This window comes from Bradyrhizobium sp. HKCCYLRH3099 (assembly GCF_051167855.1).
Lineage (GTDB): Bacteria > Pseudomonadota > Alphaproteobacteria > Rhizobiales > Xanthobacteraceae > Bradyrhizobium.
This window is the reverse complement of sequence record NZ_JBNPTW010000029.1, coordinates 1-25931: the sequence shown is the minus strand read 5'-3', so window position 1 is coordinate 25931 and position 25931 is coordinate 1. Positions and strand designations below refer to the sequence as shown.

Here is a 25931-nt window from a genome sequence, read left to right as displayed (position 1 = left end):
GCATCCGCCCGCGGCCGGCAAGCCACGCGCATCCCGCGATCAGAACAGCGCCAGAAAATCGCCGACGAAATAGATGATCGCCATCACGATCAGAATGCCCATCAGCACGAAGGAGAGTTGCACGGCGATCGCGCAGCCACCCAACGTCGTCGCCATCGCCGCGATGTGACGCTCCTCGCGACGGAGCTGGCCGATCACGCCGAGGATGATCGCGAGGAGGCCGAGCGACACCGCGGTCAGGGGCAGTTGCTGGTGCAGCCGGTCGGTCCACGATCTCTCGCGCGCCGGCGCCTAGTCGTCGACGCCCTTGATGTGCGCCACCAGCCGGTCCTTGACGCGGTGTCCGACGTCGACGATGACCTTGTCGATGGGCGGCGGCGGATCGATCATCGGCAGCACCCAGTGCGGCAGGATCGCTGCAACGAGAGCGAGCAGTCCCACCAGGCTGCCGATCGAGCCGAGGCGGCGTGAACGCGCGATCGCCTCCGTCATTGCCGTCCGTCTCCCAGGCCGTCACATGCGCAACCCGGCGACGCCGTCGCGACGGGAGCCACACCTGCTGGACCAAATGCCGGATCATCTGTCGGCCGTCGGCGAGATGTGGTTCAAATCGCCCGCACAGGGGGCGATCGATCAGCACAGCTCGGGCGCTTTGTGCCGCGAGAGCGCAAAGGCATCTGGATCAGCGCTTCGCGATGAATCGCTGGGCGGCCGAATGCCGCAGCCGCCGGGAGTGGGGCGCATACTCCGATTGACCGGGATCAAGAGCGCTCGCGTTCGGTCATCTAAGCCCCTACAACCTCTGTTGCCGTCGTGACGAAGAATGGACCTCGTGGTGCCGCAAACTGAAATCGTGCCTACGCCCGGCTTGCGGCGGCGGCTCGGGCTTGCCTTGCTCGTCCTCTACGGCACCGGCGTGACCGTCGGGGCCGGGATCTACGTCCTGATCGGCGCGGTCGCGGGGCATGCCGGCAGCTATTCGTCCTGGGCGTTTGCGCTGGCGGCGTTCGTGATGGCGTTCACCGCCGCGTCCTATGCCGAGCTCGCGACGCGCTATCCCGTCAGTGCCGGCGAGGCTGCCTATGTGAGGGCGGCGTTCAAGTCACGGCTGCTGTCCACTGCGACAGGCTCGCTGCGGCTCGCCACCGGCATCATCGCCGCCGCCGCGGTGACGCTCGGCGGCGCCGGCTACATCCGGCAACTGATCGATATGCCGACGCCGGTGATCGCGATGGCGATCGTGATCGCGCTGGGCGTGGTCGCGTCCTGGGGCATCCTGGAATCGGTGATGCTGGCCGGCCTGCTGACCTTGATCGAGACCGGCGGACTGGTGTGGATCGTCGTCTCGGCCGTCCATTCCGGCGTCTCGTTCGCCCCGGCCTTGCTGACGCCGCCGCCGCTCGAGCTCGGCATCCTCTCCGGCATCACCTTCGCGGGCCTGCTCGCGTTCTTCGCTTTCGTCGGCTTCGAGGACCTCGCCAATGTCGTCGAGGAAGCCAAGGACCCGCAGCGGAACATTCCACGCGCGATGGCGCTCACCTTGCTGATCACATCGGTGCTCTATGTCCTGATCGCGGCGATCGCGGTCAGCGCCGTCCCGCCGGGCGTGCTGGCGGCCTCGCCGGCGCCGCTCAGCCTGGTGTTCAATGCCGTGGCGGGCATCAGTCCTGCGACCTTCACCGCGATCGCGATCGTGTCGACGCTCAACACGGTGCTCGCGCAAATGACGATGACGGCCCGCGTCGTCTACGGCATGGCGGAGCAGGGCGACCTGCCGCGCATCGCCGGCCGCGTCGATCCGCGCACCGGCACGCCGCTGATCGCGACCGGCCTCGTGGTGCTGGCCGTGATCCTGCTCGCTCTGGCCTTTCCGCTCGAGCGTCTGGCGGAAGGGACCTCGCTCGCGACGCTGACGATCTTCGCCATCGTCAATCTGTGCCTGCTGCGCATTCGCGTCATGCACATCGGCTCCGATCGCGCCCTCGTGCGCGTGCCGCTCTGGGTCCCCGTGCTCGGCCTCGTCACCTGCCTGCTGATGATCATCAGCGCCTTCGTGGCGCCGTGAGCGGGAAGGGCCCTTCAGGACCATGTCGATGCCGGAGCTCATGAGCGTCCATCCCGAGATCGTCGCGATCGGCGTCGCGCTAGGCATCGGACTGCTGATCGGGCTCGAGCGCGAGCGCCGCAAGGGCGAGGGACCGGGGCGTTCGGCGGCGGGCCTCCGCACCTTCGCCGCGGCCTCGCTTGCGGGGGCGATCGGCATGCTGACCGGCGGCAAGCTGCTGCTGGCAGTCGTCGCGGCCGGCATCATGGTTCTGACCGCGATCGCCTATCTGCGCGCGCGCAGCGACGATCCCGGGCTGACGTCGGAGACGGCGCTGATCCTCACCGTGCTGCTCGGCGGCCTCGCCGTCGAGCGTCCGGCCCTGGCCGCAGGCGTCGCCGTCGTCTTGGCCGTGCTGCTCGCGGCGCGGCCGGCGCTTCACGGCTTCGTCCGCTCGGTGCTCAGCGAGAGCGAGCTCAAGGACGGGCTGATCTTCGCGGCGGCGACGTTCGTCGTGCTGCCGCTGCTGCCCGATCAGCCGATCGGTCCGTTTGGTGCACTGAACCTGCGCGGCGTCTGGATGCTCGTCGTGCTGATGATGGCGATCGGCGCGGCCGGGCATGTCGCGATGCGGCTGCTCGGCGCGCGCGGCGGGCTGGCGGTCTCCGGCTTCGCCTCGGGCTTCGTCTCAAGCACCGCCACGATCGGCGCGATGGGCGCGCGCGCACGCAAGGCGCCGGAGCTGAGCGGGGCCGCAGCCGCCGGCGCGACGCTGTCCACCGTCGCCACGATCGTTCAGCTCGCGGCGGTGCTGGCGGCAACCAGCCTGCCGGCGCTGCATGCGCTGCTCGTTCCGCTGCTATGCGCCGGCGCCGCCGCCGTGATCTACGGCGCGATCTTCACGATCTCCGGACTGCGATCGAGCGGTGCGGCGGACCTGCCGCCGGGACACGCCTTCAGCCTGCCGGGCGCCCTGCTGCTGGCGCTGACGATCTCGGCGGTGCTGGTGCTGTCAGCGGGCCTGCGCGAGGCGTTCGGCGAGACCGGTCTGGTGGTGAGCGCGGGGGTCGCCGGTCTCGTCGATACGCACGCGCCGGCGATGGCAGCGGCCACGCTCGTGGCGTCCGGCAAGATCGGCGCGGCTGATGCAGTGGTTCCGATCCTGGCGGCGCTGTCGGCCAACACGATCAGCAAGATCGTGGTGGCCTGGACCAGCGGCGGCTCGTCCTTTGCGCTGCGGCTGATCCCCGGCCTGACCCTCGTCATCGCCGCTGCATGGGCCGGCGCCTTGATGCCGAGCCTTGCTCATGTCCTGCAGCCATGACCGCGCCAACTTACGCGCTGCGCGGCAGCGGCTCGATCGCGGCGGTCGCGCTGCGGTGCCGGACCAGCCAGGCGATCGCATCGTCCTCCTTCATCGGCTTGCCGTACAGCCAGCCCTGGCCGTAGGAGCAGCCGAGCATGCGCAGGCACTGCGCGTCCTCCTCGCGCTCGACGCCCTCGGCGATGATGCGGTGGCCGAGCGGCAGCGCCACCGCGGTGATCGCGGCGACGAGCTGCTGGTCGCGGCGATTGCCGGCGATGCCGTCGATGAAGGAGCGGTCGATCTTGACGGTGTCGATCTCCACCGCCATCAGGTTGGCGATCGAGGAATGGCCGACGCCGAAATCGTCGATGGCGAGCGCAAAGCCGTGCTGGTCGATCAGCTTGAGCTCGTCGGCGCAGCGCTTGGGATCGAACATCGCCTCCTCGGTGACCTCGATCTCGATCCGATTGGGATCGACGCCGTAGCGTTCGGTGACCAGCTTGAGCGTCTGCGCCGGCGAATGGATCGGAAACTCGCGCGGCGAGACGTTCACCGACACCTTGATGCCGTGCGCCTTCTTGCGGTCAAGCGCGCGCAGGAACGCGCAGGCGCGCTCGCCGACGAACTCCGTGAGCTGTCCGGACAGGCGCAACCGGATCGCGGCCGAGACGATGTCCGGCGGCGGGATCATCCCGGCGCAAGGATGCTTCCAGCGCAGCAGCGCCTCGAAGCCGATGACCTCGCGGCTGGCCATCGCGACCTGCGGCTGGAATTCGACATGCAGCTCGCGCCGCGCCAGCGCGGTCGCCAGCTCGACATCGAGCCGCCGCTGCATGGTCAGCGCCGATTGCATGTTGTCGTCGAAGACGCGCATGCAGGCGCGGCCGTCATCCTTGGCGCGGTACAGCGCGGCGTCGGCGCGCGCGGAAAGCTCCTCGATGTCGATGGCGCCGCCGCCTTGCGCGGCAATGCCGATCGAGCAGCTGACGCTCAGGGGCTGGCCGGCGATCAGGACCGGGCGCAGCAGCGCCGCGATCAGCCGCTCGCCAAGCGCGATCGCGCGGCTGCCGGCCTCTGCTCCCTGCAGCACCACGATGAATTCGTCGCCGCCCAGCCGCACCGGCAGATCGTCGTCGCTGCAGGCCGACCGCAGCAGCGCCGCGACGGTCTGCAGCACGCGGTCGCCGGCGTCGTGACCGCGGGTGTCGTTGATGGTCTTGAAGTTGTCGACGTCGAACAGCAGGAACGCCACGCCCTGGCCCGCCGCGCAGGCGTGGCCTGCGACGCTGCGGAAATGGCTGCGGTTGGCGAGGCCGGTCAGCGAGTCCGTCCGCACCAGCCGCTCGAGCGTCTGGTTGGCGACGGCGACGGACTCCGCGAGCTCCGTCGCCGCGATGGTCGTACGCTGGCCGGCGATGAAGTTGCGCTCGCCGAGCCGGGCGGCGCGGAACAGCATCACCGTCAGGAAGGCGATGTCGGCGGCGACGATGGAGCCGACATCGCCGCCGGACAGCAGCATCCGCAGGATCGTGGCCCCCATCAGCGGGGCGCCGAAGGCGATGGCCATCGGCGAATAAGCGAGGCTCTGGATGATCGCGCCGGTGGTGGCGCCGGCCATGATGAAGACGATGTCGTTGACGTTGTGGGCCTGGGTGAAGACCGGCAGGCCGAGCGGGACGACCGACCACAGCGATCCGCTGGCCAGCGCCATGACCGTCAGCGCGCGCAGCACGCGCGCCGGATCGCGCTCGATCTGTCCCGACGATTTCAACCGCGAGACCCACGCGGCGCGCAGCACGGCGAAGACGGTCGCGGCAGCCAGCCACCACAGGATCGGCGTGCTGCCCTCCCGCAGATAGATCAGCAGCGCCAGCGAAATCGCGATGGCGACGTTGGCGAACAGCGTCAGCGCGACGTTCTGCAGCGAGCTCGCTGCCTGGGCCTTCGCCAGCGCCGCCGCCTGGGGGTCGGTGGAAGCGGTCTGCATGCGAAGCGGATGGCCCTGCGGATGGATGACGGGAACGAGCCAGCCCTGTCGGCGGCCCATGCGGCGGCGCACGAGCATGCTGAACGGGGACCTAAGGCCGGGTTAATCGGACGGATAATACTGCTTACGGTTGACCGCCCGAGCACCGCAACGAAGACGGCGGGACGCTCGCCGGCGGCCGGCGCAACCGGTCGGCATGGCGGCCAAGGCGCCATCCGACTGCAACGACCAGGACGATGCAGCCCGCTACGGATCGAGCTCGGTGTCCCAATAGAGATAGTCGAGCCAGCTGTCGTGCAAATAGTTCGGCGGGAACAGCCGGCCGTTGCGATGGAGCTGGTGTACGGTCGGTGCGTAGGGCGCCTGCTTGGGAAACATCTTGGCCTGCTGCGGCGTCAGATTGCCCTTCTTCAGATTGCAGGGCGAGCAGGCGGCGACGACGTTTTCCCAGGTGGTCTGGCCACCCTTGCTGCGGGGGATGACGTGGTCGAAGGTCAGGTCGTCGCCGGAGTGGCAGTACTGGCAGACGAAGCGATCGCGGAGGAAGACGTTGAAGCGGGTGAAGGCCGGATGGGTCGTCGGCTTCACGAAGGATTTCAGCGAGACCACACTGGGCAGCTGGATCTCGAACGATGGACTTCGGATCGCCCTGTCGTAGTACTCGACAATGTTGACGCGATCGAGGAACACCGCCTTGATCGCGTCTTGCCACGACCAGAGAGACAGCGGGTAGTAACTCAGCGGCCGGAAGTCCGCGTTCAGCACCAACACCGGCCAACCGCCTTGCGAGACATGTGCGTTCAAGTAACGCTCCTGCCCTCCATAACGGCTGCGAAGCAGCATGCCCCGACATACTACATGCAGCGTGACGGGATTGTGAAGCCCCAAGAATGGCTTGACATGGCTTCTCCCCGCCTTCGCGCATCGGGTCAAAGGGCGTCGGAAGCGTGGCGGTGTCGCGTTCTGCCGCAGTGCAACTCACTTGCAGAAGGGGACCCGTCCGAGGGGCCTATTGGGCCGGTCTCAGGCCGGCACACGCTCCAGCTTCTGCAGGCAGCGGTGGGTTCTGACCTCGTCGGGCATCGGCCGGTCCGGGAAGCTCGTGCTCCAGTTGGTGACGCCGACCTCGCCGACATAGATGTCGCCGCGGCTGTCGATGGCGAGGCCATGCGGCGCCAGAAAACGCCCTGTTTCCAGGCCAGGACCGTGTTCGCCGCCGAGCCGCGCCAGCCGCCGGCCGCCGGAATCCGTGATGGTGAGGCGCGGTCCGAGATTGGGAACGTTGAGATTGACCGGCAGGCCCGGGCCGAGTTCGCCGATGATGAAGGTCTTGCGCTTGGCGCCGCAGGCGCACAGCGCGCAGGGCCGGTGCAGGTTGTTCCACTGCGTCTCGTAGCGGCCGTCGCCATCGAAGATCTGGATGCGGTGGTTCTCACGGTCGGCGACGTACACGAAGCCGTCGGCATCGGTCGCGATGTTGTGAACGATGTTGAACTGGCCGGGGTCCGAGCCCGGCTCGCCCCAGCTTCTGATCAGCTTGCCGTCCGGCGTGTATTTGTGGACCCGCGCATTGCCATAGCCGTCGGACACGTAGATCTCGCCGGACGGCGACAGCGCGGTGTGGGTGCAGCGGTTGAACGGCTCGCCGCTCATGAATGGCGAGGGCCGCTCCGGCAGGCCGATGGTCAGCAGCACCTTGCCGTCGGACGTGCATCTGCGCACGGTATGGTCGCCGTCGTCGGTGCAGTAGAGATTGTCATCGGCATCGATCGACAGGCCATGGGCGCGGCTGAACAGGCCTTCGCCCCAGCTGCGCAGAAAATTGCCGTCGCGATCGAACACGATCATCGGATGGGCGCCGCGGTTGAAGGCGTAGACGCGATCCTTGCTGTCGACGGCGACCGAGGCGACGTCGGTCAGCGCAAACCCCTCGGGCAGCTTCGCCCAGCCCTTGACGACGCGATAGGTGTAGTCGCCGGTGCCGAGGGTCGCGGACATGCCATGGTCTCCGTGTTCCAGTCGGGCCATTCAGCCCGATACGCCGGCCGGCAGCAAGCCCTCCTCGATGGCCTTGATCTGCAGCGCGAGGTATTTGGAGTTGATGCGGCACTGCGCGAGGCTGCCGGCGATGAAGTACAGCCCGGGCTGCGGCGTGCGCGTGTACATGTTGCGCAGCTCCTGTCCGTCGCCGAAGCCCCAGATCGGCCCGATCAGGTCGGCGGTGGAGTCGCCGAACAGCCGGCGCACCAGCACCTCCTGCGGCTTGTAGCCGGTGGCGAGCACGATCAGGTCGGCCGCCAGTCTGCGTCCATCCGTCAGCTCGGCACCGTCGGGGCCAAAGCGTGCGATCGCATCGAACTGGATGAGCTGGACCGCGCCGCTGACGAGCAGGTCAGAGCAGCCGACGTTGAAGTAGTAGCCGCCGCCCCGGGTGAGATATTTGAACTGCCAGCCGGTGCCGTCCTCGCCGAAATCGAGCTTGAAGCCGATCCGCGCGAGGCCGTCGAGCAGCGCGTGGTCGAGCTGCTTCGACTGTTCCGTCAGCATCTGGTGGCTGCGCCGGCCCAGCGCCAGCGGCATCGACGCCGCGATCAGGTCGTTGTCCTCGAGCGTGCCGTCATTGTAGGCGGCATAAGCGAGCTGCGCCGAAGGCTCGATGTTCGTGACCAGCGTCGGCGCCCGCTGCACCATGGTGACCTCGGCGCCGCTGGCATGAAGGTCCTGCGCGATGTCGTGGCCGGAATTGCCGGTGCCGATCACCAGCGCCCGCCTGCCCCGCCAGGCCTCGCCATCGCCATACTGGCTGGAATGCAGCACCGTGCCGGTGTAGTCGGCGAGGCCCGGCAGCCCCGGCCGGTTGGGAATGCCGCTGACGCCGGTCGCCATGACGATATGGCGCGGCCGCATCGTACGCTCGCTGCCGTCGGCGCGGCGCAGCGTCACGGTCCAGCGCGCCGCCGCCTCGTCATAGGTGCTGCCTTCGAACTCGGTCTCGGTCCAGACGTTCAGCTCCAGCGCTTCGGCATAGGCCTCGAACCAGTTGGCGAGCTTGTCCTTGGGGATGTAGACCGGCCAGCCCGGCGGAAACGGCATGTAGGGCATGTGATTGACCTGCACCTGGTTGTGCAGGGTCAGCGCGTGATAGCGCTTGCGCCAGTTGTCGCCGATCCGGGTCTCGCGATCGACCACCAGCGTGTCGATCTGCAGCATGGTCAGCCGCGCGGCGATGGCGAGCCCCGCCTGGCCGGCGCCGATCACCAGCACGGCGGGATCGCGATCGGCATAGGCGCGCGCGGCCTCGCGCTGGTCGAGCCAGTTCGGCCCGCGGAAGTCGCGCGAATAGGACTGGCCGCGCGGCCGGCGGGCGCCGATGGGTTCCTCGAAGCCTTTGAGTTCGTCCAGCGCTGTCAGCAACGTCCAGGCCTTCAGCCGCTGGCCATCGGCGGCATCCGGGGTCAGCCTGGCGATGCCGAAGCCGCGGCCCTGGATGGTTTCGAACTGAAAGAACGCCTCGATGCTGTCGGCGCCGGCGCGCCTGATGTGGCGCGGGGCGGCGCGTCCCGGTGCGATGGCGAAGGCACGCGGCGCGGCCGCGCGCGCATCCGCCGGCAACTCGTGCAGGATCGCCTCGCGCCCGTTGAGCGTCTTGATGCGCCAGCTCAGCGCCAGCACGTCGCGCCAGTAGCTGTCGGCCTGGAACAGGCTTGCGAGATCGCCGGCGTCGGGCGCTGCGAGCGCCTGTGCGAACGCGGCAAGCCAGCCCTCGACAGCAGCCGTGAGGTCGTGCGTCCGGTCGAGCATGCGTATCCTCCCGGCCGTCATGTTCGTGCGGCCTCGTCGTTTGCCGCAGAGCGTAACCCGGGACCGACGCGGACGGATAGGGGTCTATCCGACGACGCCCTCGCGCTGCTTGATCACGCGGTAGTAGCTCCACCACAGATGCGCCGCCGCGCCGCGCAACGGCCGCCAGCCTTCCGCGAGTGGCATCATCTGCTTCGCTGTCGGCCGGGTGGCCAGGCCAAGCCCGACCTTCACCGCCTCCTGCACGGCGAGGTCGCCCGCCGGCCAGGCGTCGCCATGGCCGAGACAGAACAGCAGATAGACGTCCGCGGTCCACGGGCCGATGCCGGGCAGGGCGGTCAGGGTCGCGTGCGCCGCGTCGGCGTCCTCATTGGCGAGCACGTCGAGGTTCAGCCGTCCGGCGCCGAGCTCGCGCGCGATGTGCTTGAGTGTCTTGATCTTGGCGGCGGACAGCCCGAGCCGCCCCAGCCGGTCGGCCCGGGCGCGGCGGATCGCGTCCGCGTCGAACGGATCGAACGCCGCCTGCAGCCGGCCCCAGATCGCCGCCGCGCTGGCGGTGGACAGCTGCTGGCCGCAGACGATGTGGGCGATTCCGGCAAAGCCCGGCTCCCGTCGCCGCAACGCCGGCATGCCGGTGGCTGCGAGGATCGGCACGAGTCGCGTGTCCTGTCTGACGAGATCGCGGATCGCATCCTCCAGAACGGTCTGGCTGTCGAGATGGAGGGTCACGTCTCGGCACCCCAAGTTGCGCGATGTCTCGCCGGGTGGACGCCACGGAGAGCGGGGGCTAAGGCAGCATCAGTCAAGGTTGGAACTCTCATGAACTTGCGTCACATCCCCTCCGACATGGACCGCGACAAGGTGGCCGGGGTCGACGCCCTGCTCGATCGCGTCGTTCGCGAGCACGGCATGTTTCTGCCCCTCGCCGTCGAAAGCGGCAGCCGCGCCTGGGGCTTCGCCTCGCCCGACAGCGACTATGATTGCCGGTTCGTCTATGTGCGGCGCGCGGCGGATCATATCAAGCCATGGCCGGTCCGCGACGTCATCGAGTTTCCGCTGCAGGATGATTTCGATGCCAATGGCTGGGATCTCGCCAAGGCGCTGCGCCTGCTGCTGAAGGGCAATGCCGTCATCATCGAGTGGCTGCGCTCGCCGGTGGTGTATCGCGGCATGGCGTGGTTTCGGGACGACTTCCTCGCCTTTGCGAGACGCGCCGCGAAGCGTGACGCGATTGCGCGGCACTATCTGCATCTCGGTGAGCGGCAGCGCCGGGTGTATTTCGGCGATGGCACCAGCGTCGCGCAGAAGAAGATCTTCTATGCGTTGCGGCCAGCCGCGACGCTGCGCTGGCTCCGCTTGAATCCGACCGAAGCGGTGGCGCCGATGCATTTCCCGACGTTGATGGCGGAGTGCGATCCGCCGGCCGCATTGGGCGCGGAGGTCGCGGATCTCATGCGCCGCAAGGCGTTGACTCACGAGCTGGGCAGCGCGGCGCTGCCGATGGCCGTCGCCGACTTCATCGATGCCGAGTTCGAGCTCGCGCGCTCGGCCTTCGGCGACGGTCGGGGAAGCACGGCCGAGATGATGCAGGAAGCGGAGCAATTCTACCGGACCGTGGTCGAGCGTCTGGAAGCCGAAGCTCAGGGAAGCGGAACGGAGCGATCTGTTTCGTCGATCTCGCCATGATGCCACCCGTTTTCCGATTTGCCCCCAGTCCGAACGGCTATCTCCATCTCGGCCATGCCTATTCGGCGCTGCTGAATGTCCGGCGCGCTCAGGAGAGCGGCGGCCGCTTCCTGCTGCGCATCGAGGATATCGACCCGACCCGCTGCCGGCCGGACTACGAGCAGGCGATCACCGAGGACCTTGCCTGGCTCGGCATCACCTGGGAGCTGCCGGTGCGGCGGCAGTCGGAGCATCTCGCCGAGTATGGCGTGGCGCTGGCGCGGCTGCAGGCGATGGGACTGGTGTATCCGAGCTTCGAGAGCCGCGCCGAGATCGCGCGGCTGGTGGCGCAGCGGGATGCCGATGGCGGCTGGCCGCGCGATCCCGACGGCGCGCCGCTCTATCCCGGCGCGGCGAAGGCCGTGCCTGCAGCGCGTCGTGGGGAGCTGATGAGCAGCGGCGCGCCCTATGCCTTGCGACTCGATATGGACGCGGCGGTCGCGCGCGCTGGGCGGCTGGACTGGGACGAGGTCGGCTGCGGGCCCGACGGCGAGGCCGGGACGATCGAAGCCAGGCCGGCGGCCTGGGGCGACGTCATCCTCGCCCGCAAGGACACGCCCACGAGCTACCACCTCTCGGTGGTGGTCGACGACGCGCTGCAGGGCGTGACCGAGGTGGTGCGCGGGCAGGATCTGTTTCATGCGACCAGCGTGCACCGACTGTTGCAGGTCTTGCTCGGGCTGCCGGCGCCGGCCTACCGGCACCACCAACTGATTCGCGACGACCAGGGTCACAAGCTGTCCAAGTCCACTCTGGCGACCGGATTGCGCACATTGCGCGCCGAAGGCGTCTCGCCGGCGGAAATCCGACACAGGATCGGCTTGGTGTAGCCGCGTCTCGGCGCAAGTCCCGCTGTCTGCGCATGTTTCCGGCGGGGACAACCTCCGGGGCATCGTGACACCCGGAAACGACCGTGCCATGCTGCCCGATAGCGCGGGTTAATCGGGAGCTTCAATCGAAAGCGGCACGACCAGACATGACAAGAGAAGTGCCCCTTCGTTTTGCGGAGTTCATGTCACAGGGGCCATGATGAAGCGCGTTCGGAACACGAGTACGGGGCGTCGGGCCCGCCCGGCCAAGCCGGCTGCCAAGCGCGCCGGTACAAGTAAGGCGCCTGCTGCAAAGGCGGTCTCGAAAGCATCGCGCCCGACGGCGAAGGCTGCGGCGCCGGTCAAGGAGCGCGCGAAGGCGCGGCCGCTGAAAAAGCACGTTCCTCAGGTCACGGCCATGGCAGGGGGGCAGCGGAGCGCGGCCAAGGCCAAACATCGAAAGCCGGAGGCAGCAAAGCTCGCTCCCGCAATGGCGCCGGGCCCGGGCGTGGTCGAGGCGGCGCTCGCGGTGTTCGCCCACGAGGTCCGCACCCCTCTGACCGGAATTCTCGCGATCAGCGATCTGCTCGCCACCTCCGAGCTCGGCGAGCGCGAGCGGCGCTGGGTGGACACGATCAAGGCCGGCGCAGAGCATCTCTCGAGCCTGGCGACGCTGTTCGTCGATGCCGCCAAGGACGAGACCACCGGGGCGCTGCTGCGGGAGGATCTGTTCGATCTGCGCGTGCTGGCGCGGGCCGCGGGGGACTCGCTGGCGGGCCGGGCCGCGGCCAAGGGGCTGGAGGCCAAGGTCGAGGTCTCCGACGCCTTGCCAGGGCTCGTCGTCGGCGATCCCGTGCGCCTGCGCGCCGCGCTCGAGAACCTGATCGACAATGCGGTGAAGTTCACCGAGCAGGGCGGGGTGGCGCTGGGGATCGCGCTGGCCGGCAAGGCAGGTCGGGGCAAGGCGTCGCGGAGCCCGGCCAAGGGCAGGGTCGCCGTGGCCTTCCATATCTCGGATTCCGGCATCGGCCTGACCCTGCAGGAGATCAAGCGGCTGTTCCGGCCGTTCAGCCAGGCCAATGTCTCGATCGCCTCGCGGTTCGGCGGCGCCGGGCTTGGCCTGTCCTCTGTGCGGCAGCTGGCGCGCGCCATGGGAGGCGACGTCGCGGTGGAGCCGCACGAGGGCGGCGGCACGACCTTCACGCTGACGGTGACGCTGACAGTGGCGGCGACGCCGCGGGCCACGGCGGCCGGCGGCGAGGACGGCGTCACCCTGGCGCCGACGCGGCCGCTGCGCATCCTCGGCGTCGAGGACAATCCGTTCGGCCGCGTCGTGCTCAACACCATCCTGAACGAGCTCGGCCATCAGGCCGAGTTCATCGGCCGCGGCGAGGCCGCGCCCGAACGCATCGCGTCCGGCCACTACGACGCCGTGCTGATGGACATGGTGCTGCCGGGCATCAACGGCATCGAGGCGATCGCGCAGATCCGCGCCCTCGACGCGCCGCATGGCGACATCCCGATCATCGGGGTGTCCGGGCGCGGCGAGGACGAGACGGCATCGCGCGCCGCAGGCGCGGACGCGTTCCTGCTCAAGCCCGTTTCGCCGCGGGCTCTAGCGACTGCGCTTCTTGCAGCGACACACCGCGCGGGAGCCGCGACTTGATGATCGACGCGTTCAACTCGCCGCCATACACGAAGATCGCGGCGATGAAATACAGGAACACCAGCGCGATGATCACCGAGGCGAGCCCCGCATACATCGTCACGTAGTTGTTGGCGAAACGCGCCAGATACTGGCCGAACACGATGCCCGACACCAGCGAGGCGACGAAAGTGAAGACGATGCCGGGCATGATCTGCATGAAGCTGCGGCGGCCCGCCGGCAGCCAGGCGTGCAGGATGAACAGCGCGACGATCAGCGCGCTGATGGTGATGCCGTAGCGCGTCAGGTTGACGAAGCTCTCATTGGCCTCGACCGCCAGCGGCAAGTAGCGTCGGGCGGTCGCCAGCATCAGCGGGCCGAGCACGATCAGGAACGACATCGCGAGTGCCGTCACGGCGGCGACCAGCGTGTAGCCGATCGATTCCAGCCGCAGCCAGTACCAGCGGCGCTGCTCGATCACCCCGTAGGCGCGGTTGAGCGCGACCCGCAGCGCCTCGACGCCGTTCGAGGCGAAGTAGACCGCGAGCACGGCGCCGATGGTCAGCGCATCGGTCCGGGTCGTGGTCAGGACATCGTGGATCTCGCCGGTCAACGCGTCCGCCACCTGGGCCGGCCAGGTCTCGAGGATCAGGGTGGCGGCCTGGTCGGCGAGGTCCTTGGAGCCGAGGAAGCCCGCCAGCGAGGTCAGGACGATCAGGAAAGGAAACAGCGCCATCAGGGTCGAGAGCGCGATATGGCTCGCGATCGCCCAGCCGTCATCGGCGAGGAACGTGTAGAACGCATCCATGACGACGTGGAAGATGTAGCGAAGCGCCTTCACCTGTCCCTGCACTCCGCAACATTCTTGGGTTCATACCATCCAATAATACGGTCCCGAAAGCCAGCGGTTGCAGGGCCGGATGCGGCGATCCGGCATGGCGCTCCTGCGTCGGCGGTGTTATCTAGCCCAAATGGCTTCACTCCTCGGTAAATTCATCCTTCCGATCGCCGTCGGCGCGGTCGCCCTGGTGCTGTTTCTCGGCCTGGTCAACATGACGCGCGGCGGCTCGCCCAACCTGTCGCAGAAGCTGATGCGCTGGCGGGTGATCCTGCAGTTCGTGGCGATCGTCATTGCCATGGCGACGATCTGGGCCATGGGACACTGAAAATGGGCGCTGAGACGGGACGCTGAGACGTCGAGACAAGGACATTGAGATTTCAGCATGGTGGTTCTGAATCGCATCTACACGCGGACCGGCGACGACGGCACGACGGCGCTCGGCAACGGCGAGCGCCGGCCGAAGTTTGATCTGCGCGTCTCCGCCTATGGAACCGTCGATGAGACAAACGCCGCGATCGGGGTAGTGCGGCTGCATCTGGCCGACGCGCCCGAGATCGATGCGATGCTCGGCCTGATCCAGAACGACCTGTTCGACCTCGGCGCGGATCTGGCGGTGCCGCAGCGCGAGGGCAAGGCGGAGCGGCTGCGCGTGGTGGCGAGCCAGGTCGATCGCCTGGAGCGCGACATCGACACGTTGAATGAGCGGCTCGCGCCGCTCGCCTCGTTCGTGCTGCCCGGGGGAACTCCGGCAGCCGCGCATCTGCACGTCGCGCGCACCATTTGCCGCAGGGCGGAACGGATCATGGCGGAACTCGCTTCCCGACCGGACGAGCCGGTCAGCGAGGCTGCCATTCGTTATATGAACCGGTTGTCGGATTTCCTGTTCGTGGCCAGCCGCGCCGCAAACCGGAACGGGGCCGGCGACGTGTTGTGGGTGCCGGGGCAAAACCGTTAACCCGGCGGCGTGCGGGGTGGCGTTTTTTCGCCCCTCGCGCGTTGACCGGGGGGTAAGGGCGCTTTAGGTTCCGCGCCCGAAAGATCAACCCCGGACAATTTAGAGCGAAAGAGGATCGATGAAGGTTCTGGTGCCGGTCAAGCGGGTGGTCGACTACAACGTCAAGGTCCGCGTCAAGAGCGACGGATCGGGCGTTGAGCTCGCCAACGTCAAGATGTCGATGAATCCGTTCGACGAGATCGCCGTCGAGGAAGCGCTGCGGCTCAAGGAAGCCGGCAAGGCAACCGAGGTCGTTGTGGTCTCGATCGGGCCTGCTCAGGCCTCTGAGACGATCCGCACTGCGCTCGCGATGGGCGCGGACCGCGGCATCCTGGTCAAGGCCGAGGGCAATGTGGAACCGCTCGCGGTCGCCAAGATCCTCAAGGCCGTCGCTCAGGAAGAGCAGCCGGGACTGATCATCCTCGGCAAGCAGGCGATCGACGACGATTCGAACCAGACCGGCCAGATGCTGGCCGCGCTGCTCGGCTGGGCGCAGGCGACCTTCGCCTCCAAGCTCGAGGTCGAAGGAAGCGACTTCAAGGTCACCCGCGAGGTCGATGGCGGCCTGCAGACCGTGAAGCTCAAGGGGCCGGCGATCGTCACCACCGATCTCCGCCTCAACGAGCCGCGCTACGCGTCGCTGCCGAACATCATGAAGGCGAAGAAGAAGCCGATCGCCGAGAAGACCGCCGCCGACACCGGTGTCGATCTCACGCCGCGGCTCGAAGTGCTCAAGACCGCCGAGCCTGCGGGCCGCAAGGCCGGCGTCAAGGTGAAGGACGTCGCCGAGCTCGTTTCCAAACTCAAGACCGAGGCGGGGGTGCTCTGATGGCCACGCTGCTGATTGCCGAACACGACAATGCCGGGATCAAGGACGCGACCAACAAGGCGCTGACGGCGGCTGCCGCGCTCGGCGCCGACGTCGACGTGCTGGTCGCGGGCCAGGGCGCCAAGGGCGCGGCCGAGGCCGCCGCCAAGCTCGCCGGCGTCAAGAAGGTGCTGCTGGCCGACGATGCGGCCTACGCGCATGATCTCGCCGAGCCGCTGGCCGATCTCGTCGTCAAGCTCGCCGCGAACTACGACGCGGTCGTCGCGCCCGCGACGTCGCGCTTCAAGAACGTGATGCCGCGCATCGCTGCCCTGCTCGACGTGATGCAGGTGTCGGAGATCATCAAGGTCGTCGCGCCCGACACGTTCGAGCGGCCGATCTATGCCGGCAACGCGATCCAGACCGTGAAGTCGAAGGACGCCAAGAAGGTCATCACTGTCCGCACCTCGACCTTCGCCGCTGCGGGCGAGGGTGGCAGCGCGTCGGTGGAGAGCGTGGCGGCGGCCGGCGATCCGGCGCTGTCGAGCTTCGTCGGCGAGGAGGTCGCCAAGAGCGATCGTCCCGAGCTGACCTCGGCCAAGATCATCGTCTCGGGCGGCCGCGCGATGCAGAGCCGCGAGAACTTCGCCAAGTTCATCGAGCCGCTCGCCGACAAGCTCGGCGCCGGCGTCGGCGCCTCGCGCGCCGCGGTGGACGCGGGCTACGCGCCGAACGACTGGCAGGTCGGCCAGACCGGCAAGGTGGTCGCTCCGGAACTCTACGTGGCGGTCGGCATTTCAGGCGCCATTCAGCATCTGGCCGGCATGAAGGACTCCAAGGTGATCGTCGCGATCAACAAGGATGAGGACGCGCCGATCTTCCAGGTCGCCGATTACGGCCTGGTAGCGGATCTTTACCAAGCGGTGCCGGAGCTGACGGACGCGCTCGGCAAGTAACGCGATGAACACCGGCCGCATGGGACCTTGGCGGCCGGTGTTCCTTCTTCAAGGGGTTGGACGGGCATCTGCAGTGCGCCGTCCCGGTGGATGACAACATGGCTCAGATCAACAAGCTCGGTGTGATCGGCGCAGGACAGATGGGCAACGGCATCGCGCATGTTGCCGCGCTGGCCGGTCTCGACGTGGTGCTCAACGACGTCACGGCCGATCGCTTGAAGTCGGGCATGGCCACCATCAACGGCAACCTGACCCGCCAGGTGGCGAAGAAGGTCATCACCGAGGAGGCTCGGGGCGATGCGCTCAAGCACATCTCGCTGACCGAAACCCTGGATGGCCTCGCCGATTGCGACCTCGTCATCGAGACCGCGATCGAGAAGGAGGACGTCAAGCGCAAGATCTTCCACGATCTCTGCGCCGTCCTGAAGCCGGAAGCAATCATCGCCTCCAACACCTCGTCGATCTCGATCACGCGACTCGCCGCCTGCACCGACCGCCCCGAGCGCTTCATCGGCATCCACTTCATGAACCCGGTTCCGCTGATGGAGCTGGTGGAGCTGATCCGCGGCATCGCCACCGACGACGCCACCTTCGAGGCGGCCAAGGAGTTCGTCGGCCGTCTCGGCAAGCAGGTCGCCGTCTCCGAGGATTTCCCGGCCTTCATCGTCAACCGCGTGCTGCTGCCGATGATCAACGAGGCGATCTACACGCTTTACGAGGGCGTTGGGAACGTCGAGGCGATCGACGCGGCGATGAAGCTCGGCGCGCATCACCCGATGGGGCCGCTCGAGCTCGCCGATTTCATCGGCCTGGATACCTGTCTGTCGATCATGCAGGTGCTGCATGAGGGCCTCGCCGACTCCAAGTACCGGCCGTGCCCGCTGCTGGTGAAATATGTCGAGGCCGGCTGGCTCGGCCGCAAGACGCAGCGCGGCTTCTATGACTACCGCGGTCCCAAGCCGGTCCCGACCCGCTGAAACAATCTGAAACGATCCACACGCTTCGTTAAGGCTGATCGGCTACCGTTCAGCTCAGACGAGGTATATGCGTATGGATATGAGCTTGGTGGCTGCGGTCATGGCGCAGCAGGCGAGTGCGACCCAGCAGCAGGTCGCGACGTCGGTCTTGAAGCAGAATTTGGACGCGCAGAAGGACGCCGTCCTGACCCTGCTCGGCGGCGCCCAGCAGACGCTGTCGCTCGCCAATGTCGGCCCGGGTGTGGGCGGCAACCTGAATATCGCCGCCTGAGCGGGACGACTTCTTTTCCCTCACCCACGGTCATTCCGGGGCGATGCGCAGCATCGAACCCGGAATCCAGAGTTTGTCGGACCTACAGCCCTGCGGCGGCCTTCGACGTCGCCGCCTGGATCAGCTTGAGCGCGTCGGCGCTGTCCCATTCGGCCGGTCCCGCGATGGTCGCGATCTCGCAGCCATGGCCGTCGACCAGCACCGAGGTCGGCATGCCCAAGGCGCGGCCGACCGCCTTCAGATCCTGGAACACTTTTGCTTTCGCGTCGCTGAAATAGGCGAGCTGCGTCAGCTTGGCGTCGGCGAGGAACGTCTTCGGCTTCTCCGGGTCGCGGGTGTCGATGTTGACCGCGACCACCTGGAACGCGTCGCTGCCGAGCTTGGCCTGCAGGCCGTCCAGCGCCGGCATCTCCTTGCGGCAGGGCACGCACCAGGTCGCCCAGAGGTTCAACAGCACCGTCTTGCCGCGGAAATCCGACAGCTTCTTCGCCGCGCCCGAGGCGTCCTCGAAGGCGAGGTCCGGCAGCCGCAGCGGCGCCTTGGCGGCCGTCAGCGCCGCCACCTCGCCCTTGATCAGCGGCGCCAGCCGCGCCGCGGTGTCGACCGCCGCCTGGCAGGCCTGGTCGCCGGCCGGCTTGCCCTTCAAGAGCCCTCCGAACGAGGCCGCCGCAATGCCGGCCACGGCGACGACCGCCACGGCGCCGGCGATCAGCACGGTTCGGCCGCGCGAGGCGGGGCGGGCAGGGGACGTCTCTGGCTTATCGTTTGTCATCTCGGGTCGGTTGCGGCTATCAGAGGCGCGAATTTCGGGGCATCAGACGGTGTGTCCCATCCAGACGCGGTCATCAAGGTTTAAGAGCGGCAGGCATGAGCAACAAGATGTGGGGCGGCCGGTTCACGGAACGTCCCGACGAGATCATGGAGGACATCAACGTCTCGATCGACGTCGATCGCCACCTCTACGCGCAGGACATCGCCGCGTCCAAGGCGCACGCCGCCATGCTCGCCGCCCAGGGCATCATCACGGCTGGTGATGCGAAAAATATCGGGAAGGGTCTAGACACGATCCTGTCAGAGATCACCAAGGGGTCCTTCGAGTTCAAGCGGGCGCTCGAAGACATCCATATGAACGTCGAGAGCCGGCTTTCCGAACTGATCGGCCCCGCCGCCGGCCGGCTGCACACCGCGCGCTCGCGCAACGACCAGGTCGCGACCGATTTCCGCCTGTTCGTCCGCGACACCATTGACGACATCGACGCGGCGCTGGCCGCCTACCAGCAGGCGCTCGCCACCCGTGCGCTCGAATTCGCCGGCACCGTCATGCCCGGCTTCACCCATCTGCAGACCGCCCAGCCGGTCACCTTCGGCCACCATCTGCTGGCCTATGTCGAGATGGCGGGCCGCGACCGCGGCCGCTTCCTCGACGCCCGCAAGCGCCTCAATGAATCGCCGCTGGGCGCGGCCGCGCTCGCCGGCACCTCGTTCCCGATCGACCGCCACGCCACGGCGGAGGCGCTCGGCTTCGACCGCCCGATGGCCAATTCGCTCGATGCCGTCTCCGACCGCGACTTCGTGCTGGAGACGCTCTCGGCCGCGTCGATCTGCGCCGTGCATTTGTCGCGCTTCGCCGAGGAGATCGTGATCTGGACCTCGCCGCTGGTCGGCCTGATCAAGCTGTCGGACAAGTTCACCACCGGCTCCTCGATCATGCCGCAGAAGCGCAATCCGGATGCCGCCGAGCTCGTCCGCGCCAAAACGGGGCGCATCATCGGCGCGCTCAACGGCCTCCTGATCGTCATGAAGGGCCTGCCGCTCGCCTATCAGAAGGACATGCAGGAGGACAAACAGGGCGCGATGGAGGCATTCGCCGCGCTGTCGCTGGCGATCAGGGCCATGACCGGCATGGCGCTCGATCTGGTGCCGGACGAGGCCCGGATGAAGGCCGCCGCCGGCGAGGGCTACGCCACCGCCACCGATCTCGCCGACTGGCTGGTCCGCAGCCTCAAGATGCCGTTCCGCGAGGCTCATCACGTCACGGGCCGCATCGTCGCGCTGGCCTCGAAGCAGGGCGTCGCGCTGCACGAGCTGCCGCTGAAGGCGATGCAGGAGGTCGAGCCCAAGATCACCGCCGACGTGCTCGGCGTGCTCTCGGTGGAATCCTCCGTGAAGAGCCGCACCAGCTTCGGCGGCACCGCGCCGAAGAACGTGGCCGCGCAGGCCAAGGCCTGGCTGAAGCGACTGGAAAAGCAGCGGAAGTAGGGCTCCCGTCCGAAATTTGATCGCCCTGGCGTGGCACTCCGGCACTCGTCAGGGCGGATCAACCTCTGTATGGTGCCGCCCGCATGGGGATTCCACACGTGAATAGCGCTCGCCGTCCAACCTCCGCCGCCCGGATCGTTCTCGTCCTGGGCGCCTCCGCGCTGCTGCTGGCCGCCTGCGGCCGCAAGGGCCCGTTGGACCTGCCCGCCAATTCCCCGCCGGCGCCCCAACTCTCGGCTGCCCCGACCGACACCGCGACCGAGGCCGCCAACAAGCCCGGCCTGTTCAACTCCGGCTACGGCGCCGACGGCGCCCCGGCCGCCGCCCGCGGCCAGAAGAAATCCTTCATCCTGGATCCGCTGCTGGACAGCAAATAAGCCTTCGGCTCGCGGGAGCAGTCTTCCTTCGCTACAGTCCCGCACTCCATGATTTCGTCATTCCGGGGCATTCGCGCGCAGCGCGAATGAGCCCGGAATCCATAGCCACAGGCCGCTGCGGCGTGGCAAGCCGGCAACTCCGAGCGTGCCCCACACAGCATCCTGTGGTTATGGGTTCCGGGCTCGCGCTTCGCGCGCCCCGGAACGACATCGAATGCGATCGCCCCGCGCCTGGATGCGCGGAGCTGCGGGACACCCTCCAGGGGAGGGTGGCAGCGCGGGTTTGACATTCCACCCCATTTCCCGGCAATTCGCCGCCACAATCACCCATTCTCGCAGCCCCGCGCGCGGACACGAACCCATGAACCATTTCGACTACCGCGACGGCGTGCTGCACGCCGAGGCCGTCAATCTCGCCAAGCTCGCGAGCCGCGTCGGCACCCCGTTCTACTGCTACTCCACCGCCACCTTGGAGCGGCACTACCGCGTGTTCGCGGACGCCTTCGCCGGTCAGGACGTGCTGATCTGCTACGCGATGAAGGCCAATTCCAACCAGTCGGTGCTGCGCACGCTCGCAAAACTCGGCGCCGGCGCCGACGTCGTCTCCGGCGGCGAATTGAAGCGGGCGCTGGCGGCCGGCATCCCCTCGCGCAAGATCGTGTTCTCCGGCGTCGGCAAGACCGAGGCCGAGCTGCGCGCCGCGCTCGCCGCCGACATCCACTGCCTCAACATCGAATCCGAGCCCGAGCTCGACCTGCTGGCGCGCCTCGCCGTCGAGACCGGCCACACCGCCCGCATTTCCATCCGCGTCAACCCGGACGTCGATGCCGGCACGCACGCCAAGATCTCGACCGGCAAGTCGGAGAACAAGTTCGGCATTCCGCTCGACCACGCCCGCCGCGTCTACGCCCGCGCCGCCAAGATGCCGGGCATCAAGGTCACCGGTGTCGACGTCCATATCGGCAGCCAGATCACCGATCTCGGCCCCATGGAGACCGCGTTCCGCATCCTGACGGAATTCGTACAGACCCTGCGCGCCGACGGCCACGACATCTCCCATGTCGATTTCGGCGGCGGCCTCGGCATCCCCTATCACCTGGACCGCACCGTGCCGCCGGAGCCCGCCGCCTACGCCGCGATGGTCAAGCGCGTGTCGCACAATCTCGGCTGCACCCTGATGTTCGAGCCCGGCCGCATGATCGTCGGCAATGCCGGCATCCTGGTCGCCAAGGTGATCTATGTGAAGCACGGCGAGGCCAAGAACTTCGTCATCATCGACGCCGCGATGAACGATTTGATCCGCCCGACGCTCTACGAGGCGCATCACGACATCCTCCCCGTCAAGCAGCCCGCGCCGAACGCGCCCGCCTTCGTGGCCGATGTCGTCGGCCCGGTCTGCGAAAGCGGCGACTACCTCGCCCTCGACCGCGCGCTGCCGGAGCCCGCGCCCGGCGACCTCCTCGCCATCATGACCGCCGGCGCCTACGGCGCCGTGCAGGCCTGCACCTACAACACCCGCGCCCTGGTGCCGGAAGTGCTCGTCAAGGGCGACCAGTCCGCCGTGATCCGCCCGCGGATCGAGGTCGAGCAACTGATCGCGATGGACACCCCAGCGCCGTGGCTGTGAGGGCGGCCTGACGCGCACGAAACTCGCGCGGCCACGCTCATCCGTCTCCACATCGTCATGGCCGGGCCTGTCCCGGCCATCCACGTCGTCCGGCATCCTGGGAAGGACGTGGATGCCCGGGACAAGCCCGGGCATGACAGAGTAACTCATTAGCAGCCGTTCTGCCGCGATTGCCTAGTCCAGCCTCGCACATCGTGCACTTGCGTCTTTGTAATCCATAGATTACACTCCTCACATGGTCGACGTTCGCGAAACGCCCGGCTTCTCGCGTTGGCTGGCTGCGTTGAGCGATCAGCGCGCCCGTTTGCACATCGTCCGGCGGATCAGCCGGGTGGCCGCGGGAAACTTCGGCGACGCCAAGTCGGTCGGTGGTGCGGTCAGCGAGCTACGCGTCGACTACGGCCCCGGCTATCGCGTCTATTTCACGAGGCGCGGCAAGACCGTCGTGATCCTGCTCTGCGGCGGCGACAAGCGGACCCAGGACAAGGACATCAAGAAGGCCCAGGACCTCGCGGCGACATTGGAGGATTGAGGATGAAAATCAGCAAGCTCAAGACATTCGATGCCGCTGAGCATCTCCGCACGCCGGCCGCCCGTGCCGAGTATCTCAACCTCGTGCTCGCCGACGGCGATCCCGCCGAGGTCAGGGACGCGCTCAATCTCGTCGCCCGCGCGCAGGGCATGAGCCAGGTTGCCAAGGCCGCCGGCGTCACGCGGGAAGGGCTCTACAAGACGCTCGGCGAAAACGGCAACCCGGAGTTCGCGACCGTCCTGCGCATCATCACGGCGATGGGAATCCGGTTGACGGCCGAGCCGGCCCGCGCCAAGCCGAAGACGAAAGCCGCGGCGCCGCGGTGACGATGACCGGCTGAAGCGCAACTTCGGCCGCGCATCTCAGGCAGCGCCGCAACTCTTCATTCTCCCCATCAGGACCCCCACCCATGAGCATTCGCGTCGGCATCGTCGGGATCTCCGGTTTTGGCGGCGGCGAGGCGATGCGCCTGGTCGCGGGGCATCCGGCGTTCGAGCTGGTCTACGCCGCGGGCGAGGGCAGCGCGGGCCAGCGTCTGGCGCAGCGCTTCCCCGGCGTGCCCACGAAACTCGCCGATCTGGTGATCGAGAAGTGGGACCCCGCGCGCCTGCCGCCGCTCGACGTGCTGTTCGCCTCGCTCCCCACCGGCGCCTCGCGCGAGGCGCTGGCGCGCGTGCCCGGCCACGTGAAGATCGTCGACATCGGCGGCGACCACCGCTACGCCGACGGCTGGACCTACGGCCTCGCCGACGTCTGGCCGAGCGAGATCGCGGGCCAGACCCGCATCGCCAATCCCGGCTGCTTCCCGGCGGCGGCGCTGACCCCGCTGGCGCCGCTGCTCGCCGCGCAACTGATCTCGCCCGACAACATCGTGATCGATGCCAAGACCGGCATCTCCGGCGCCGGCCGCGGCGGCGACAGCAAATTCGGCTACGCCGAGAGCAACGAGAACCTGATCCCCTACGGCCTGCTGGGGCATGTCCACATGCCCGAGATCGAACGCACGATCGCGCGGATCAGCGGCGGCAGCGCCACAGGCCTCGTGTTCACGCCGCATCTGGTGCCAATGACCCGCGGCATCCTCGCCACCATCTACGCCCGCGGCCGCGCCACCACGGCGCAATGCCTTGACGCCGCCCGCCGCTTCTATCGTGACAGCGCCTTCGTCCGCGTCACCGACACGCCGCCGCAGACCAAATGGGCCACCGGCTCCAACCTCGCCTTCGTCAGCTACGCCGCTGACCCCGACCGCAATTTGGTGATCGCGCTCGGCGTCGTCGACAATCTCGGCAAGGGCGCCGCCGGGCAGGCGGTGCAGAATGCGAATTTGATGTGCGGGCTGGAGGAGACCGCGGGACTGGAGGGGGCGCCGGTTTGGCCGTGAGGTATGCCCAGCGGACTATTATCACTGTAGTCATGAAGATTTAGCTGAAGCCTAGCGAGGCCAATGCGCCCCATCGTTGACCGTTGTGACTAACTAATTGATTCCCAAGCCCCGCGAGGTCCTCACCACAACTGCCCGCGACCGAGCCGGCGCCGAACATGCCTGCCTTCGGCGTCGTTCCGGTCAACGAAAGAGTTGATTAAGACGCCGTCGGTCGCGCGCCGTCTAGACCGAGCAAAGTTCCCACAATCATGATAGCCTGAGCGCCTACAGATCCTGAGTTGCAACCAAGCCAACGAGTGCAGTACCTTGTATTCTCGCTTTGAGCGTGTTGCAGGGCACCATGATTACGAAGTGGTCGATTGAGAACTTCAAGTCGTTTCGCGACAAAACCGATATTGAGCTGGCACCTATTACCGTCTTCGCTGGCGCAAACAGCAGTGGCAAGAGCTCGATAATTCAAAGCATCCTGCTGATGAAGCAAACCCTGCAGTATGCGCCTCCCACAAGAGCGCTAGCCCTGAACGGCCCGATGCTTAAGCTTGGCAAATTTAGCGACGTCAAAAACGCTGCATCGAGCCAAAGTTTTATTGGCATTGGCTTTGAAATCGAACTGCGAGAGAGCGATCGAATGCTTTTTCGCAGTACGGTCAATGCGACATCTCAGCATTCAAGGCTTTGGGGAAGGACGTCGGTTTCTCGCATAGAAGGCAGTTTCTCGTGGGAAGTACCTAAGGAGGCGGAAATAGGCCCTGGAGGACTCGGAACCTCAGAGGCACTGTTGCAATTGCAGCCTAAGCTGGCGACATCGCTTCTTCGCGTGACTGGCGAAGACGAGCCGGCTGAGAAGGCTCGATTCATTAGGTTGCGGCGACGCGGGGTCGACTCTGATGTTGGGGACGATGCTGTATTTGGGTTTAGTGTACCTGAGGTCGACAGCGCATCGTCGCAGGAATTGCTGGCTTCAAAGCCCGACGGCCAGATTGTGGGAGCAGCGCCTCGACACTTCTTTCCAAACCAAGTTCTCGTTAAATATGATGGAGCTAAAGAGAAGGCTTTTCGCGTCGCAATCGCGCTATGCGCGGAGGATCCCTACCGGTATCGCTTTCCAAATCTTTTAAACGTCAAGGTTCCTTACTCGATTGTTCAGTTGTTTCAGCAGAAGATACCGGCGGAGCTCACTAAGCAACTGGCCCTAATGGAAGTGGGTCCGGGAGAGTTAATCTCTGTAGAGCGCCTTTCGGATTTGCTTGTGCAAGCATTGGCAAATATCGAAGCAAGAGCAATTAGAACGGGCCAATCGACTAAATTTTAACTTTCTTGATATCCGCCCGCAGGTTTCGGCTCTCCTCTTCGATCACTACCAGGATGACGAAGATGTCCAAAGAGATGCTGTCGAGCCGGTGACATCTCGGCTAATAGCCGACGGCGCCGAACAGGCATCTGCCTATTTCATAGTCGCGGTACGATATTTAGGGCCTTTGCGAGATGAGCCTCGGCCGATCTACCCACTGATCTGCCCCTAAGAATTTCCTCCAGAAGGATTTAGAGTCCGGCCTGACGAAGGACGGACAGATGAAGCGGAAGC

General features: G+C 66.9%; 25 protein-coding genes and 1 pseudogene. 18 read left to right on the top strand and 8 right to left on the bottom strand.

Going from position 1 to position 25931, the window contains the following annotated elements:
* Positions 1 to 39: 39 nt before the first annotated feature.
* Positions 40 to 492, bottom strand: a pseudogene (locus ACQR1Y_RS33765) (hypothetical protein).
* A 343-nt stretch (positions 493 to 835) separates the two neighbouring features.
* Between ACQR1Y_RS33765 and ACQR1Y_RS33760 the strand changes: the two are divergent.
* Both ACQR1Y_RS33760 and ACQR1Y_RS33755 read left to right on the top strand, forming a co-directional pair.
* The gene (locus ACQR1Y_RS33760; RefSeq protein ID WP_434879909.1) at positions 836 to 2065 is read left to right on the top strand and encodes an APC family permease; all 1230 of its coding nucleotides are present in this window, start codon (positions 836 to 838) and stop codon (positions 2063 to 2065) included.
* Between the two features lie 22 nt (positions 2066 to 2087).
* Positions 2088 to 3368: an MgtC/SapB family protein gene (locus ACQR1Y_RS33755; protein ID WP_434879910.1), complete on the top strand. Its 1281-nt coding sequence runs from the start codon at positions 2088 to 2090 to the stop codon at positions 3366 to 3368.
* A gap of 10 nt (positions 3369 to 3378) precedes the next feature.
* Here the strand turns inward: ACQR1Y_RS33755 and ACQR1Y_RS33750 are convergent, their stop codons facing one another.
* The 5 genes from ACQR1Y_RS33750 to ACQR1Y_RS33730 all read right to left on the bottom strand — a co-directional run bounded on the left by ACQR1Y_RS33750 (position 3379) and on the right by ACQR1Y_RS33730 (position 9867).
* A complete protein-coding gene (locus ACQR1Y_RS33750; RefSeq protein ID WP_434879923.1) occupies positions 3379 to 5337 on the bottom strand; it encodes a putative bifunctional diguanylate cyclase/phosphodiesterase in 1959 nt (652 codons plus the stop codon).
* Between the two features lie 246 nt (positions 5338 to 5583).
* The gene (locus ACQR1Y_RS33745; RefSeq protein WP_012029992.1) at positions 5584 to 6141 is read right to left on the bottom strand and encodes an HNH endonuclease; all 558 of its coding nucleotides are present in this window, start codon (positions 6139 to 6141) and stop codon (positions 5584 to 5586) included.
* Between the two features lie 219 nt (positions 6142 to 6360).
* Complete coding sequence (locus ACQR1Y_RS33740; RefSeq protein ID WP_434879911.1) at positions 6361 to 7335, bottom strand: peptidyl-alpha-hydroxyglycine alpha-amidating lyase family protein; 975 nt, start codon at positions 7333 to 7335, stop codon at positions 6361 to 6363.
* Between the two features lie 30 nt (positions 7336 to 7365).
* Positions 7366 to 9138 (bottom strand): flavin-containing monooxygenase, encoded by a 1773-nt coding sequence (locus ACQR1Y_RS33735; protein ID WP_434879912.1) that lies wholly within the window; start codon positions 9136 to 9138, stop codon positions 7366 to 7368.
* 84 nt (positions 9139 to 9222) lie between these two features.
* Positions 9223 to 9867 carry a DNA-3-methyladenine glycosylase family protein gene (locus ACQR1Y_RS33730; RefSeq protein WP_434859833.1) on the bottom strand — a complete coding sequence of 215 codons (645 nt, stop codon included), beginning with the start codon at positions 9865 to 9867 and terminating at the stop codon, positions 9223 to 9225.
* Positions 9868 to 9957: 90 nt separating this feature from the next.
* Between ACQR1Y_RS33730 and ACQR1Y_RS33725 the strand changes: the two genes are divergently transcribed.
* The 3 genes from ACQR1Y_RS33725 to ACQR1Y_RS33715 all read left to right on the top strand — a co-directional run bounded on the left by ACQR1Y_RS33725 (position 9958) and on the right by ACQR1Y_RS33715 (position 13338).
* Positions 9958 to 10824 (top strand): nucleotidyltransferase domain-containing protein, encoded by an 867-nt coding sequence (locus tag ACQR1Y_RS33725; RefSeq protein WP_434859834.1) that lies wholly within the window; start codon positions 9958 to 9960, stop codon positions 10822 to 10824.
* On the top strand, positions 10824 to 11693 hold the full coding sequence (gluQRS, locus tag ACQR1Y_RS33720) for a tRNA glutamyl-Q(34) synthetase GluQRS (protein WP_434859894.1): 870 nt from the start codon (positions 10824 to 10826) through the stop codon (positions 11691 to 11693). The genes ACQR1Y_RS33725 and gluQRS overlap by 1 nt, the downstream gene beginning before the upstream one ends.
* A 469-nt stretch (positions 11694 to 12162) precedes the next feature.
* On the top strand, positions 12163 to 13338 hold the full coding sequence (locus tag ACQR1Y_RS33715; RefSeq protein WP_434859835.1) for an ATP-binding protein: 1176 nt from the start codon (positions 12163 to 12165) through the stop codon (positions 13336 to 13338).
* Here ACQR1Y_RS33715 and ACQR1Y_RS33710 read toward each other — a convergent pair.
* Entirely contained in the window at positions 13265 to 14158 is an 894-nt protein-coding gene (locus ACQR1Y_RS33710; RefSeq protein WP_434859836.1) for a YihY/virulence factor BrkB family protein, read from the bottom strand. The genes ACQR1Y_RS33715 and ACQR1Y_RS33710 overlap by 74 nt on opposite strands.
* A gap of 130 nt (positions 14159 to 14288) precedes the next feature.
* Between ACQR1Y_RS33710 and ACQR1Y_RS33705 the strand changes: the two genes are divergently transcribed.
* The 6 genes from ACQR1Y_RS33705 (at position 14289) to ACQR1Y_RS33680 (ending at position 18164) form a co-directional block, all read left to right on the top strand.
* Positions 14289 to 14483, top strand: coding sequence for a twin transmembrane helix small protein (locus ACQR1Y_RS33705; RefSeq protein WP_434859895.1), 195 nt, complete (start codon positions 14289 to 14291; stop codon positions 14481 to 14483).
* A gap of 57 nt (positions 14484 to 14540) precedes the next feature.
* Positions 14541 to 15113 (top strand): cob(I)yrinic acid a,c-diamide adenosyltransferase, encoded by a 573-nt coding sequence (locus ACQR1Y_RS33700; RefSeq protein ID WP_434879913.1) that lies wholly within the window; start codon positions 14541 to 14543, stop codon positions 15111 to 15113.
* A 118-nt stretch (positions 15114 to 15231) separates the two neighbouring features.
* The gene (locus ACQR1Y_RS33695) at positions 15232 to 15981 is read left to right on the top strand and encodes an electron transfer flavoprotein subunit beta/FixA family protein (protein WP_008964844.1); all 750 of its coding nucleotides are present in this window, start codon (positions 15232 to 15234) and stop codon (positions 15979 to 15981) included.
* The gene (locus ACQR1Y_RS33690) at positions 15981 to 16916 is read left to right on the top strand and encodes an electron transfer flavoprotein subunit alpha/FixB family protein (RefSeq protein ID WP_434879914.1); all 936 of its coding nucleotides are present in this window, start codon (positions 15981 to 15983) and stop codon (positions 16914 to 16916) included. Before ACQR1Y_RS33695 ends, ACQR1Y_RS33690 begins: the two co-directional genes overlap by 1 nt.
* Before the next feature lie 98 nt (positions 16917 to 17014).
* Complete coding sequence (locus ACQR1Y_RS33685; protein WP_434859839.1) at positions 17015 to 17893, top strand: 3-hydroxybutyryl-CoA dehydrogenase; 879 nt, start codon at positions 17015 to 17017, stop codon at positions 17891 to 17893.
* Positions 17894 to 17966: 73 nt separating this feature from the next.
* On the top strand, positions 17967 to 18164 hold the full coding sequence (locus ACQR1Y_RS33680) for a putative motility protein (RefSeq protein ID WP_172111345.1): 198 nt from the start codon (positions 17967 to 17969) through the stop codon (positions 18162 to 18164).
* An 82-nt stretch (positions 18165 to 18246) separates the two neighbouring features.
* On the opposite strand, the gene tlpA is transcribed toward ACQR1Y_RS33680, so the two are convergent.
* A complete protein-coding gene (gene tlpA, locus ACQR1Y_RS33675; protein ID WP_434879915.1) occupies positions 18247 to 18936 on the bottom strand; it encodes a thiol:disulfide interchange protein TlpA in 690 nt (229 codons plus the stop codon).
* Positions 18937 to 19031: 95 nt separating this feature from the next.
* Between tlpA and argH the strand changes: the two genes are divergently transcribed.
* The 7 genes from argH (at position 19032) to ACQR1Y_RS33640 (ending at position 25658) form a co-directional block, all read left to right on the top strand.
* Positions 19032 to 20423 carry an argininosuccinate lyase gene (gene argH / locus ACQR1Y_RS33670; protein WP_434879916.1) on the top strand — a complete coding sequence of 464 codons (1392 nt, stop codon included), beginning with the start codon at positions 19032 to 19034 and terminating at the stop codon, positions 20421 to 20423.
* 98 nt (positions 20424 to 20521) lie between these two features.
* Positions 20522 to 20800, top strand: a complete 279-nt coding sequence (gene lptM, locus ACQR1Y_RS33665) for an LPS translocon maturation chaperone LptM (protein ID WP_434879917.1) — start codon at positions 20522 to 20524, stop codon at positions 20798 to 20800.
* Between the two features lie 361 nt (positions 20801 to 21161).
* Positions 21162 to 22427 (top strand): diaminopimelate decarboxylase, encoded by a 1266-nt coding sequence (gene lysA, locus ACQR1Y_RS33660; protein WP_434879918.1) that lies wholly within the window; start codon positions 21162 to 21164, stop codon positions 22425 to 22427.
* 235 nt (positions 22428 to 22662) lie between these two features.
* Entirely contained in the window at positions 22663 to 22959 is a 297-nt protein-coding gene (locus ACQR1Y_RS33655; RefSeq protein ID WP_315805687.1) for a type II toxin-antitoxin system RelE/ParE family toxin, read from the top strand.
* A gap of 2 nt (positions 22960 to 22961) precedes the next feature.
* Positions 22962 to 23285, top strand: coding sequence for an addiction module antidote protein (locus tag ACQR1Y_RS33650; protein ID WP_434879919.1), 324 nt, complete (start codon positions 22962 to 22964; stop codon positions 23283 to 23285).
* Between the two features lie 83 nt (positions 23286 to 23368).
* Positions 23369 to 24343, top strand: a complete 975-nt coding sequence (argC, locus tag ACQR1Y_RS33645; protein WP_434879920.1) for an N-acetyl-gamma-glutamyl-phosphate reductase — start codon at positions 23369 to 23371, stop codon at positions 24341 to 24343.
* Positions 24344 to 24686: 343 nt separating this feature from the next.
* The gene (locus ACQR1Y_RS33640) at positions 24687 to 25658 is read left to right on the top strand and encodes an AAA family ATPase (protein WP_434879921.1); all 972 of its coding nucleotides are present in this window, start codon (positions 24687 to 24689) and stop codon (positions 25656 to 25658) included.
* The last annotated feature ends 273 nt before the right edge of the window (positions 25659 to 25931 follow it).